Raw genomic sequence first — 12,105 nt, 5'->3', positions numbered from 1 at the left:
TGTGAATCGAATTCACAGGACAACACGATGGATAATCGCACTGGTGAAATGGAAGTATTTGTAAATGCGGCGGAATTGCAGAGTTTTTCGGCGGCCGGACGGCGCCTGAAACTTTCGCCCTCGGCGGTGAGCAAGCTTGTCACCAGGATTGAGGACCGGCTAGGAACGCGACTGCTCGTCCGCTCAACCCGCACGATGACGCTCACGCCGGAAGGCGAAATTTATCTGGAGAGAGCCCGGCGAATCCTGGGCGACATTGCGGAGACTGAACGGATCATCGCGTCTGGCAGAAAAGTCGCGCCGCGAGGGATTCTCAGGGTCAATGCCTCCGTTGGCTTTGGTGAACGCTATCTCCTCCCGCTCGTCCCGAAGTTCCTCAAACTCTATCCCGAAGTGCAACTCGACATATCACTTTCGGACGGCGTCATTGGCTTGATCGAAGAGCGGACCGACATTGCGATCCGCTCCGGCCCCATGGAAGATTCGTCACTGAAAGCCCGAAAACTCCTTGAAAGCCGGCGCGTCATTGTTGCATCTCAGGCCTATCTGGATGCCCATGGCATACCAAAGACACCGGCCGATCTCGCTGGCCACAATTGCCTGACTTTCAATTTCCGCCGAACGCTCAACGAGTGGCCCTTTCGAGCGCCGGGATCGACCGAGATGTATCGGTTGCCCGTATCCGGCAACAGCGCGGTCAACAGCGGAATGGCCATACGCAGGCTGTGCCTTGCCGGCGTTGGTTTGGCTCGGATCGGCCAATTTCATGTTGAGCCAGAGATCGACTCTGGGTTACTCATCCCCGTGCTGGAAGAATACAATCCTGAAGACATCGAATTGATCCACGCAGTATTCGCCGGGTACGAGCACCTCGCGGCGCGCATTCGCGCTTTCATAGATTTCCTTGCGGAAAACGTCGGCAAAGATCGTCCGCCGGAACAGATCATCTGAAATTCTCGAAAGGTAAGTTTCAAATAGATGGTCTACCCCAAAATACGGTATCAAGCTTGGCCGCTTTGCCCAGCTGCCGAGTGGCGACGTCCGCCAGTCTGTGTCGCACATCCCGGCCGAGCCAATCTCAGGCCTATGCCGAAGCAAGCCGATTGTGCATTCTCGAGCGGCTGATATTCTCACCGCCGCCCATCTGTCGTACCAAGTCAAGCAGATCAAATCGCTGGCCGCGGGGGGAAGGACTTGAGCGGCCCTGCCGCTTTTAAGTGGGTGATCCCTCACGGCAGGATGGGTGGCCCTGGCTAACAGAACGGACGCATGGGCCTTGGTGGATCAAGCAAAATCGCCCGAATGTGCGAAGCGCCAACGACGGCATCGGACAGGCAGCCGGTTGACGCTCGCCGCTTGCGACCCCATCTGCTCCGGTATGCCCAACACGATGGCGAAAAATAACAGCGATGATCCCGAGCTGATCAGGGAGTGGTCACTCCGCGTGGAGGCGACGCTCGGCTCGGCTGTCAGGGTGAAGGGAATCCTGCAAGAAGTCCGGTCTCGCCTGCCTCCCGCGGTCAGAAAGTCGCTGAATATGCAGTCGGGCGCGCTCACCCTAGTCATGGCGGAGTCTTCGAAGACAGCGTTTCGCGCGACCTCGTCGATTGTAACCGAAGCACTACAGGATATCGCCAACCTTCCGATCATTCCTCGCGAGATTGAGGACATCCTGGGGATAACGGCCTCTGAAAGGAAGCGTTGGTTGGAGGACGGGCGTCTTCCAAGCGCTGGAACGAGAACCGTCCGGCTTCAGGGTCGAGCGCGGCGCATCACCTTCCACGTATTCAACCCGCGGATTGTCGAAGACCTGCTCGACCGCGGGGCTGTGGACGAATGGCGTGAAGAAGACGCGAGGACGAAGGCAGAAAACCGCAGCCGCGCCGCTTATCAGGCGAAGCTGACGCGTTCGCTGAGGAAAAAAGAGAAAGTCAATCAAGCTGATCCGAAAGCTGAAGATGCTGCCATCGGGTTGAGCGGCTGGGACGAGTTCGGAAGCGACGGCCTGCTGCGGTAGGATTGGCGGCGTTCGCATCGGCAAATGATCTCTCGAGTTACCTAATTAGCTAATGGATCGGAAGCGGCAGCCCTAGCTGCCACTTCCTTACTTCTGTGTCATGCCGCCGCGGGCCGATTGATTGCCAAGAAGTGCCGGACGACAGGTTTTTCGGCACCGACATGGTAAGCCAAAACCTTCCCTTGCAGATCGGCGTCGGCGTTCGAGACCCGCTTGTGCTGGCGAAGATGTTCAGCCCAGGATTCCACCATGAACCACTCAACGATCTTCTCGGGATCGGCGGAATCCTCGGTGATGCCCCATCCGTAGGCACCATCGCGGCGCCGCTCCCTGGAAAGATGATCGATTGCGTGCAGGAAGGCTGTGCGGTGCTGCTTCTCGACCTTGTATTCGATCAGGATCAGAACCGGGCCGCGGTCATGAGCGATCGGTTCGGCAACAAGCGGCTCCGGCCAGTGGTTGGACGGCACCAGGTCGGCATCCCCCGAGGGAAGCTTCAGTCGGTGCATGATGAACCCGGCGATGAGCAAGCCGCCAGCTCCGATGAGCAGGGTCGACTGGATGCCTACGGCTTCGCCGACAGCACCCCAGCCGAGGCTTCCGGCAGTCATCGCACCATTGAAGACGGTCAGATAGACAGCAAGACCACGACCACGCACCCAGTTCGGGAGCACAGCCTGGGCGGTGCCGTTGAGCGTCGTCAGCGCCGTGATCCACGCTCCCCCGAGGAAAAGAAGGACGACGATCGCAACCCACTTCGGTGGAGCGAGAGCAAGCAGACCCATGACGGCTGCTGTGACAAGCGCTGAGCCGAGGAGCAGGCCGTCCGAGCTCAAGCGTGCACGCAGCTTCGGCATCACCAAGGCACCGCCGATCGCACCAGCACCGACCGCACCAAGCAGGATGCCGTAGAAGCTCGCATCACCACCGAGCAGTTGGCGGGCAACGAGCGGAAGAAGAGCCCAGACTGCGCTGGCGAAGGCAAAGAAGATCGCCGCCCGCATAAGCACGACGTGCAGCGGCTCGCTCGCGCGGGTGTAACGGAGGCCGGCTCGGAACGCACCAAAGAAGTTCTCCTGAAGCGCATCGTTGGAGTTCGTTGCCCGCGGCCACCAGACAAGAGCTGCGATCACGACGATATAGCTGGCCACGTCCGCGCCATAGGTGATCCCGGCTCCGAAGGCTGCGAGAAGCAGGCCACCCGCGGCAGGCCCGATGGAGCGGGCGATGTTGATGCCGAGCGAGTTCAGCGCCACCGCGCTCTTCACGTCCTCGCGTTTCACGAGTTCCGGCACTATCGCCTGCCAGGTGGGTCCCATCAGCGCAGCACCGATCCCGCCGAGGAATGTGAGACCGATCAGCGCGCTGACGGAAAGCATACTCGTCTGAGAGAGAACCATCAGCGCCATGCTGACAGAGGCGAGTAGCACCTGGATGGCGATCAGGAACTTGCGGCGATCGAGGATGTCGGTCAGAACGCCTGCGGGGATGGCAAGCAGGAAGATCGGCAGGGTTCCGGCAGCCTGGACCATGGCGACCGCAGCCGGCGATGCGGACAGATCCGTCATCAGCCAGGAGCTTGCGACATCGCGCATGAAGCTTCCGGTGTTACCAATAACGGTGGCGATCCACAGGACGGCGAACACGGGCTGTGCGAGGGGCGCGAAGGTTCCCCCGGATGATTTTGCGGCGCTCATTTGCCTGCTCCCTTGGTGAGGTCGAATGCTGTAACGAAGACGAATGCGCCTGCGAGGCCGAGGTGCTCGAAGAAGGCATTGGTGGCCATCATGCGGTCCATCCCAGGCGCCATCTCCCAGAAGCGAAGGGCGATGAAGGTTGCAAGTAGGGTGAAGCCTGAAAGCGCAAGCCCGCCCGCCCAGCGCAGGAAACCCGAGATCACCATGGCGGAGGCCGTCAGCTCGAATACGATCACGGCGATCGCGAAGAACGCGGCGGGATGCAGAGCGAAATGATCCATCTCAGCCAGTGCACCGTTGAAGTCGAACATCTTGGTGAGCGGACCCTGGATGTAGGCTGCGCAAAGAGCCAGCAGCGACGCCGTTCGCACCACAGGCGATTCGACGACGCCTGCCACGCGGCTCCGGATTGGATTGGATGATTGAGATTGGTAGGTCATGTCGGCTCCTGTATGTCCGCCGCGAGCGGCTGTGTTCGATGGAGCGATATTGGCTGGCTACCGCCTTGCCAACAATTGCAGCAATAGTTTCGATTTAATTGCAAAAACAGCAATTATGGGCGGCTCTCGGGCGGCAGTTGGCCACCCGAGCTGAATGTTCGTCAGACTGCCCAGCAGGAGCAGCCGAGAGCGCCGAAGAAGCCCTTGAGGTCGGCTATCGGGAGCTTGGATGTCCAGGCTCCGCCATGGTCGTGGCCGTGAACGCTGCAATCGTTGGCGCATCCGCATGTAGAGATAGCGGTGCGGCGCAGCGAACGAGCGCCCGCGCCTTCCGGTTCACCCCAGGCCGCGTATCCGCCGAACTTGCGGACAGGCGACCAGTCGGGCATCGCGGGCGGAATGTCGTTCTCGTCAAGCGTCTTGAAGTCACCCGCGCCGTAGACGATCTTGCCGCCGACCATGGTCAACTCCGAGACGATGAAGGAGATCTCGTCTTCGGCGCAGGAGAAGAAGTCCTTGTCCGGCACCACGAGATCGGCGAACTGCCCTTTCTCGATGCGGCCCTTCTTGCCTTCCTCGTTGGAGAACCATGTGACCTTTTCGGTCCACATCCTGAGCGCCGTCTCGCGGTCGAGGCAATTGGCCCGCGGATAGAGCTGCATGCCGCCGAGCGTCTTGCCAGTCACCATCCACGACAGCGAGACCCACGGATTATAGGAGGCGACGCGGGTGGCATCGGTGCCGGCCGAGACGTTGACGCCCTTGTCGAGCATCTTCCTGATCGGCGGGGTCGCTTCCGCCACGCCGTGCCCATAGCGCTCAACGAAGTATTCGCCCTGATATGCCATACGATGTTGTGTGGCGATACCACCGCCGAGCGCGGCGATACGGTCGATCGAGCGATCCGAGATGGTTTCGGCATGGTCGAAGAACCAGTTTAGTCCCTCGAGCGGAATGTCTTTGTCGACCTTCTCGAACACGTCAAGGGCACGGGAGATCGTCTCGTCATATGTGGCGTGCAGACGCCACGGCCAGCGGTTTTCGGCCAGAACCCGCACGACCTCTTCCAGCTCGCCCTCCATTTCCGGCGCCATTTCCGGGCGCGGCTGCCGGAAGTCCTCGAAGTCGGCGGCGGAGAACACCAGCATTTCGCCGGCGCCGTTGTGGCGGAAGTAATCGTTGCCCTGCTTGTATTTGACCGAGGACGTCCAGTTTAGGAAGTCTTCCTTCTCCTGCTTCGGCTTCTGCGTGAAAAGGTTGTAGGCCAGCCGAACCGTCATCTGGTTCTCGTCGGACAGCTTCTGGATGACCTCATAGTCGTCAGGATAGTTCTGGAAACCACCACCCGCGTCGATCACGCCTGTCACGCCCAGTCGGTTCAACTCGCGCATGAAGTGGCGGGTAGAGTTGACCTGATAGTCCAACGGAAGCTTGGGCCCCTTGGCAAGCGTCGAATAGAGAATGCCTGCATTCGGCTTGGCCAGCAGCATACCGGTCGGATTGCCGTTGGCATCGCGGGTGATCTCGCCTCCGGACGGGTTCGGGGTGTCACGGCTGTAGCCGACAGCGCGAAGAGCCGCACCGTTGAGCAGCGCACGATCATAGAGGTGCAGAAGGAACACGGGTGTGTCAGGCGCGACAGCGTTGATCTCGTCGAGAGTGGGCAGCCGCTTTTCGGCGAACTGATGTTCGGTGAACCCGCCGACGACGCGAACCCACTGCGGCGCGGGCGTGATCGCCACCTGGCGCTTCAGCATGTCCATCGCATCGGCGAGCGAGCGCACGCCGTCCCAGCGCAGTTCCATGTTGTAGTTCAGGCCACCGCGAACGACATGGGTATGGTTGTCGATGAGGCCGGGGAGAACGCGCTTGCCCTTGAGGTCGATGATCTTAGTGCTGGAACCAGCGCGCGCCATGATCTCACTATCGGATCCGACTTCGAGGAACAGCCCATCCTTAATGGCGATTGCCGTAGCATTCGGATTGGTCCGGTCAAGGGTGGTCACGCGGCCATTGTGGAGGATCAGGTCGGGATGCATAGTGTCTACTCCGGTCTGTCTGGCATCGGCAGCTTTCGCTGGTGAGAAGAGGTTCGAGAAGGCCAAACTCGATGCACCTCCGAGAAAGGATCGACGCGTGGTCATCAGCCCCGCTCCTCTACAGTCGCCTTTGCCTTATGAGCAATGTTGATGCGGTCGCCGCCCTTCGGCAGGTGACCGAAGATGTGCGGCTTGATCTGATGAATCCATGAGATCGCCGCCGGCTCGTTTCTCCAAAGCGTCTTCGCGAACGGAATAATTTGTTCGCCGACAAGGATTCCGAGAAGGCCGACCAGGGCAATGACAGGCGGTGCTGGTGATCGGACGTTGAGAAGGCTGTAGACGGTCCCGACGAGCAGGCCAGCACCAAGCGACATTAAATAGATTTTCATGAGATGTTCTCCAATTAAGGAAAGGACCGCTCCGATGGATGATCGGAACGGTCTGATCAGACTGTTACTTTGCGGGATTCGGACCGATGCGCTTGCCGTGCTTGACGCGTTCTTCTGCGCCGTGAACCATTGTGTAGGCGTAGTCGATGCCCATTCCGTACGCGCCCGAATGCTCCTTTACGAGGGCTGTGACCGCATCGTAGGTCTCCTTGCGAGCCCAGTCGCGCTGCCACTCGAGCAGGACCTGCTGCCAGGTGACCGGAATCACGCCTGCCTGCACCATGCGATCCATCGCATATTTGTGTGCGTCCGCGGACGTGCCGCCGGAAGCATCCGCGACCATGTAGATCTCGTATTCCGGGACATCATGGAGGGCCGAGAGCGCGAACGTCGTGTTGCAAACCTCGGTCCACAGACCGGAGACGACGATCTTCTTGCGGCCGTTGGCGGCGTTCTTCGCCAGAGCGTCACGAACGTTCTGGTCATCCCACGAGTTCATCGAGGTGCGCTCAAGGATATCGTTCTCGGGGAACACGGCGAGGAGTTCCGGATACGTGTTGCCCGAGAAGGATTGCGTCTCGACTGTCGTGATCGTGGTCGGGATGTTGAAGATCTTGGCAGCCTTGGCGAGGCCGACGACATTGTTCTTCAGCGTCTGACGATCGATCGATTGGACCCCGAATGCCATCTGCGGCTGCTGGTCAATAAAGATGAGCTGGCTGTTTTCCGGGGTCAGGACTTCGAGCTTGGACATGGTCACTTCCTCTTCGGTTGTTTGGACCGCCTGTTGCGGTGTTATAATGGGCAGCAGCAATTGATCGGACGCGGGTGCGACCTGGTTCGGCGAACCTTGAAGTGTTCCTGGACCCGTCTCGGAGCCGCTCACTCGTTGTCTTGGCTGCTGAAAACAAACTTATCGCACGGCTGATGTCCACGGAATTGCAATAAGACTTTCCATTGAATTGCGGTATCTGCAACAATCGTTAGACCGCAAGCGCGGCCGAAATGGAAAGCGCCGCGGCCCTTTCGGACGCGGCGCTCTTATCGTGGCTTTGACGGGAGATTGCTGCTCACGCCGACAATGGCACGAGGTTGGCCTGAATCTCGGTGCGATAGTTCTCGTATCGGCTTGGGAGCTTGAGAGCCTCCCCAAGATGCGCCGTATCCTCGTCCCGGTTGAAGCCAGGCTCGTTCGTCGCGACCTCGAACAGCACCCCGCCAGGCGTGCGGAAGTAGATGGCCCAGAAATAATCGCGGTCGATGACGGGGGTGACCTGGTAGCCGGTGTCCATCAGCGCCTTGCGCACCTCGAGCTGCTTCTCGCGGTTTTCGACGGCGAACGCGATGTGGTGCACCGAACCTGCGCCCTGGCGCGCAAAAGGCGTCTTCGGCAACGCTGCCAGATCGATCGTGTCCGCTCCATTGCCGTCGGGGATAATGAATCGGGTCACGTCGCCCTCTTTGTCAGCGCGCTGGTAGCCCATGAACCCGAGCAGCTCTTCGGTCGCAGCGGTGTCATGAAGGCTGAAACGAGCGCCAGCGAAACCGCGAATGGCCGCGTCGTCGGGGATTCCATCTGCAACCCACGGCGCCCGCGTGTCACCGGAGGACTCGATCAGCGCAAGGCCGTCGCCGTCCGGCCCCATGAAGCGAAGTCGGTTGGCACCGAAGACGGTGTCAGATTCCAGTCCGTCCACACCTTGAGCGATGAAGCGGTCCAGCCAGAATTTCAGCGAGCCCTTCGGCACGGAGAACTGTGTTTCGCCCACTTCGCCGACGCCGGGACGGCCGAGCATCATGTTCGGGAATGGAAAATAGGTCATCACTGTCCCGGCCGCCCCTGTCTCGTCACCGTAGTAGAGGTGATAGACGCTGGGGTCATCGAAGTTGACCGTCTGCTTCACGCGGCGCAGACCAAGCGTATCGGTGAAGAAGCGATTGTTCTGCCGCGCGTCCGATGCCATCGAAGTCACGTGGTGTAATCCCTTGATGTCCTTAATCATGGAGATGCCTTTCAGTGGGCATTGAAATTGTTCATCTGAAAACTACGCCTGTTGATCGCCATCGGGTATTGCAATATTCCTCTCGAGTGAATTGCAAATCCTGAAACAATGACATGAACGATTACAAAGCCCTCAGAACCTTTCTGCTCGCTGCTGAAAAACGAAATTTCGCCCAGGTCGCCCGCGAGTTGGACATGACGCCGGCAGCCGTCACACGCGCGATTGCAGCACTCGAGGCGGAACTTGGCGTGCAGCTTTTCGTGCGCACGACAAGGCAAGTCTCGCTGACGACTGACGGCGCAATCTTCGCCGCGCAGATCCAGCCAGCGGTGAAGACGCTGGAAGAAGCGCGCCGCGAAGTTATGAATGCACACAAGGCCGACGAAGGGCGGCTGCGGATCAGCGCGCCGACGTGGTTCGGCAAGACCGTGCTGCCGCCGATCCTGTCAGGTTTCAAGGAACGCTATCCGAAGATGAGCTTTGAGATTTCCTTGTCCGACGGTTTGGTGAATATCGTCGATGACGATTACGATCTGGCGATCCGTATCTCATCACAGCCTTCGGACAAGTACACGATCTGGAGAAAAATCAGGGTAGTGCCGCGCATCCTGGTCGCGGCCCCGGGGAGCCGTTTCGCCGATATGCAACATCCCAACGAACTAAAGCCAGACGACTGCCTCGCCTATAGTGGCGAAAGCCGGCGCGAGAACTGGCTATTGTCCGACGGCGGCTCAAGCATCACGATCTCGGCAGGTCGGGCCTTCAGCGCCAACAGTGGCGAGGTACTGGCGGACATGGCCGCCGACGGTGCAGGTGTCGCACTGCTCCCAGGATTCAACATCGCCGATCACATCAGGAGCGGTCGTCTCGTCCACGTCTTCAAGGGGTGGGCGCCGCCTGACCTGTGGCTGACGCTGTTTTACCCGCCGTACCAGGCCCTTCCACCCCGCATCGCTTCATTCTCGAAATTCTTCGAAGAGCAAGTCGCGGCGCAGATGGTCATGCTGGATTGACGTACACCGCCGCGCATCATCACGGATCCTCAGGAGACTTACACCTTCCTCAGATCGAGCCGTCCTGTGAAAGCGCCCTTAGTCTTGCGGCGACGATTTTCTGTAGCTGCCACAGGTTTCGATCGAAGATGTTCCGGTCAGCCAGATCCAAGACCGTCCGATGCAGGTATTCCGCGCAGGATCCCGCCGGTCCGCATGCCTGAGCGATCAACACTGCGGCGTCGTCGAGCGGTATCTTCTCCGTGAGCCGTGATCGCTTCGTGCTCGCCCAAAATGTGAGTGCGCGGCGTCTACCCGTCGGTGTCTCGACCGAAACCCATCGCACCATGTCGCACACCTCGGCATATCGGATTTCGCGCGCCAGAAGCGTACGCAGATCCTGCCTTTTCGTGGCGCAGGGGAGCTTCAGCACGAGGCCAGAGCAACTCCCTCCCGGCCGAAGCGCCAGCATCAGACCCGGCGCATCGGAGGTAGCCCTTAGCCGTTCTATCCTCAACGAGAACGCACGATGCCACCCGTACGCAATGGCTTCTTCACTTGTCGCTACTTCGAAGCCCGGGTTCCACATCAAAGACCCATAAGCGAACACCCATATCTCCTCGTCACCAGCCTCCCGCTCTACTCTGCTGACGAGTTCATCGAGTCGCTGACCCGAGATTGGAGTCCAGTTAGGCTCTGGGCCCTCGTCCTCGACGGGCTTGAAGGTTTTGGCTACGAGGTCCGGGGTCAGTTGCATGGCAACAGGTACCGGTGTCTTGGCGGTGGTTGTTTTTCGCATGGCGGCAATTATTTCAACGAGATAAACGCCGAAGGACCATCGCATCCGGCAGTTCTTGGGGGTCGCCTGATCATTTAACGGGGACTGTTTCTATCGAAGAGGGTAGCGCGCCGAGCGCCTGTGGATCTTTGTGAGGCGACGGGTGCGTGGGAGGCCGCCCCCGTCGCCAGGACCGATCAGGCCTGGACGAAGGCCAGCAGGTCGGCGTTCAGCACGTCGGCATTCACGGTCAGCATGCCATGCGAAAACCCCGGGTAGGTCTTCAGCGAACCTTTCTTCAGAAGCTTCATCGACTTCAGCGCCGAGTCCGCAATCGGAACGATTTGGTCGTCTTCCCCATGCAAGACGAGCGTCGGAACGGTGATTGCCTTCAGGTCCTCCGTCTGGTCGGTTTCGGAGAAGGCCCTGATGCCATCGTAATGGGCCTTGGCGCCGCCCATCATGCCCTGACGCCACCAGTTCTGGATCACGCCTTCCTGCACCTTGGCGCCTTCCCGGTTGAAGCCGTAGAACGGCCCGGTCGGAACGTCGCGAAAGAACTGCGCGCGGTTGGCGGCAAGTGCCGAGCGGAAACCGTCGAACACTTCCATCGGCAGGCCTTCGGGATTGGCCTCTGTCTTGAGCATGAGCGGCGGCACGGCCGAAACGAGAACCGCCTTGGCGACGCGGCCGGCAGGTTGGCCGTGCTTGGCCACATAACGGGCGACCTCGCCGCCACCGGTGGAATGACCGATATGGACGACATTCTTCAGGTCGAGCGCCTCGACGACGGCAAAGGCATCGGCTGCGTAATGGTCCATATCGTGACCGTCGGCCACCTGGGCGGATCGGCCATGGCCACGCCGGTCATGGGCGACGACGCGAAAACCTTTCGACAGGAAAAACAGCATCTGCGCATCCCAGTCGTCGGACGACAGCGGCCATCCATGGTGGAACATGATCGGCTGGGCATCCTTAGAGCCCCAATCCTTGTAGAAGATTTCGACGCCGTCTCTGGTGGTTACATATGGCATGTTCTTGGATCCTTCGATTGGGTTTATGATGGGAGCCGCATTGGCTGCGAAACTGAGAGAGGGTGAAATTGCCATGGCTGCTGCGGCGGCGCCTATTGACAACAGCGCGTCTCGGCGGGTCATGGAATGGTGAGGTTGGGTCATCTTCGTCCTGCGATTTCGTTATTGAAAACTTCAGCTAACTTGTGTTCGTCTGACAGGGGTAATATTGCCGTCATCTCCTCACGTCCACAATTGCGAGAATAATTGCGAGTTTATTGCGTCGCGTGAAATAATGGGGCCCGGGCCTGACGTGCTCCCGTCGTGAGGCCATCTGTATTCCTGAAGCAGGCGGCGGACGGCAAGATGAGCCCGGCGCCAAAAGCGTCGCCGGGGCTGATTGACGAGGACGTGAAGACGCTCGCCGCCGACAGTGTCAATCAGGCCATGCACAAATTCATGACCCTGTCGACGCCGCTGCAATAACCTATCTTCTTGATCTGCACCGCCGCATCGGGCCGATCTGCGCCTACTTCGATGAGCTTTACAAGGTTTGAAAAAGCACTGAGACAGCCAGGCTTGCGAGGAGCTTACCGATCCGAACGAGCTGCGCTCACTTCCGATCGAACGAATCGCCGCCTGCCGGCGGCACGAACGCGTTCATGTCCTGGCGATCGGATTGCTGAACGGGCCTCAGTGCATTCTAGGAGGTCTCCGCCCGCGCGGAGCCGATG

General features: G+C 59.6%; 11 protein-coding genes. 3 read left to right on the top strand and 8 right to left on the bottom strand.

Annotated features, from left to right (window positions below):
* Positions 1 to 27: 27 nt before the first annotated feature.
* Together NXC14_RS28415 and NXC14_RS28410 are read left to right on the top strand one after the other, a co-directional pair.
* Positions 28 to 951, top strand: a complete 924-nt coding sequence (locus tag NXC14_RS28415; protein ID WP_085781371.1) for a LysR family transcriptional regulator — start codon at positions 28 to 30, stop codon at positions 949 to 951.
* Between the two features lie 439 nt (positions 952 to 1,390).
* Positions 1,391 to 2,017 carry a hypothetical protein gene (locus tag NXC14_RS28410; protein WP_085782031.1) on the top strand — a complete coding sequence of 209 codons (627 nt, stop codon included), beginning with the start codon at positions 1,391 to 1,393 and terminating at the stop codon, positions 2,015 to 2,017.
* A 98-nt stretch (positions 2,018 to 2,115) separates the two neighbouring features.
* On the opposite strand, the gene NXC14_RS28405 is transcribed toward NXC14_RS28410, so the two are convergent.
* The 6 genes from NXC14_RS28405 to NXC14_RS28380 all read right to left on the bottom strand — a co-directional run bounded on the left by NXC14_RS28405 (position 2,116) and on the right by NXC14_RS28380 (position 8,588).
* Positions 2,116 to 3,714, bottom strand: coding sequence for an MFS transporter (locus tag NXC14_RS28405; protein ID WP_085781370.1), 1,599 nt, complete (start codon positions 3,712 to 3,714; stop codon positions 2,116 to 2,118).
* Positions 3,711 to 4,154 carry a DoxX family protein gene (locus NXC14_RS28400; RefSeq protein WP_085781369.1) on the bottom strand — a complete coding sequence of 148 codons (444 nt, stop codon included), beginning with the start codon at positions 4,152 to 4,154 and terminating at the stop codon, positions 3,711 to 3,713. Before NXC14_RS28400 ends, NXC14_RS28405 begins: the two co-directional genes overlap by 4 nt.
* A gap of 161 nt (positions 4,155 to 4,315) precedes the next feature.
* On the bottom strand, positions 4,316 to 6,298 hold the full coding sequence (locus tag NXC14_RS28395) for an amidohydrolase (protein ID WP_157131518.1): 1,983 nt from the start codon (positions 6,296 to 6,298) through the stop codon (positions 4,316 to 4,318).
* A complete protein-coding gene (locus NXC14_RS28390) occupies positions 6,298 to 6,585 on the bottom strand; it encodes a XapX domain-containing protein (RefSeq protein WP_085781367.1) in 288 nt (95 codons plus the stop codon). The genes NXC14_RS28395 and NXC14_RS28390 overlap by 1 nt, the downstream gene beginning before the upstream one ends.
* Positions 6,586 to 6,649: 64 nt before the next feature.
* Positions 6,650 to 7,339 carry a hydrolase gene (locus NXC14_RS28385; protein WP_085781366.1) on the bottom strand — a complete coding sequence of 230 codons (690 nt, stop codon included), beginning with the start codon at positions 7,337 to 7,339 and terminating at the stop codon, positions 6,650 to 6,652.
* 316 nt (positions 7,340 to 7,655) lie between these two features.
* Positions 7,656 to 8,588, bottom strand: coding sequence for a VOC family protein (locus NXC14_RS28380; protein WP_085781365.1), 933 nt, complete (start codon positions 8,586 to 8,588; stop codon positions 7,656 to 7,658).
* Between the two features lie 113 nt (positions 8,589 to 8,701).
* Between NXC14_RS28380 and NXC14_RS28375 the strand changes: the two genes are divergently transcribed.
* Positions 8,702 to 9,601, top strand: coding sequence for a LysR family transcriptional regulator (locus NXC14_RS28375; protein WP_085781364.1), 900 nt, complete (start codon positions 8,702 to 8,704; stop codon positions 9,599 to 9,601).
* A gap of 49 nt (positions 9,602 to 9,650) precedes the next feature.
* Here the strand turns inward: NXC14_RS28375 and NXC14_RS28370 are convergent, their stop codons facing one another.
* On the bottom strand, positions 9,651 to 10,379 hold the full coding sequence (locus NXC14_RS28370; protein ID WP_085781363.1) for a gamma-glutamylcyclotransferase: 729 nt from the start codon (positions 10,377 to 10,379) through the stop codon (positions 9,651 to 9,653).
* A 176-nt stretch (positions 10,380 to 10,555) separates the two neighbouring features.
* Complete coding sequence (locus NXC14_RS28365; protein WP_348630268.1) at positions 10,556 to 11,392, bottom strand: alpha/beta hydrolase; 837 nt, start codon at positions 11,390 to 11,392, stop codon at positions 10,556 to 10,558.
* Positions 11,393 to 12,105: the final 713 nt, after the last annotated feature.

This window comes from Rhizobium sp. NXC14 (genome assembly GCF_002117485.1).
GTDB lineage: Bacteria > Pseudomonadota > Alphaproteobacteria > Rhizobiales > Rhizobiaceae > Rhizobium.
The sequence above is the reverse complement of the archived record's forward strand: the minus strand, read 5'-3'. Positions and strand labels throughout refer to the sequence as shown.

Coding starts and splice junctions, on each gene's coding strand:
- NXC14_RS28415 (WP_085781371.1), top strand. CDS start 28: ATGGATAATCGCACTGGTGAAATGGAAGTATTTGTAAATGCGGCGGAA.
- NXC14_RS28410 (WP_085782031.1), top strand. CDS start 1,391: ATGGCGAAAAATAACAGCGATGATCCCGAGCTGATCAGGGAGTGGTCA.
- NXC14_RS28405 (WP_085781370.1), bottom strand. CDS start 3,714: ATGAGCGCCGCAAAATCATCCGGGGGAACCTTCGCGCCCCTCGCACAG.
- NXC14_RS28400 (WP_085781369.1), bottom strand. CDS start 4,154: ATGACCTACCAATCTCAATCATCCAATCCAATCCGGAGCCGCGTGGCA.
- NXC14_RS28395 (WP_157131518.1), bottom strand. CDS start 6,298: ATGACCACGCGTCGATCCTTTCTCGGAGGTGCATCGAGTTTGGCCTTC.
- NXC14_RS28390 (WP_085781367.1), bottom strand. CDS start 6,585: ATGAAAATCTATTTAATGTCGCTTGGTGCTGGCCTGCTCGTCGGGACC.
- NXC14_RS28385 (WP_085781366.1), bottom strand. CDS start 7,339: ATGTCCAAGCTCGAAGTCCTGACCCCGGAAAACAGCCAGCTCATCTTT.
- NXC14_RS28380 (WP_085781365.1), bottom strand. CDS start 8,588: ATGATTAAGGACATCAAGGGATTACACCACGTGACTTCGATGGCATCG.
- NXC14_RS28375 (WP_085781364.1), top strand. CDS start 8,702: ATGAACGATTACAAAGCCCTCAGAACCTTTCTGCTCGCTGCTGAAAAA.
- NXC14_RS28370 (WP_085781363.1), bottom strand. CDS start 10,379: ATGCGAAAAACAACCACCGCCAAGACACCGGTACCTGTTGCCATGCAA.
- NXC14_RS28365 (WP_348630268.1), bottom strand. CDS start 11,392: ATGCCATATGTAACCACCAGAGACGGCGTCGAAATCTTCTACAAGGAT.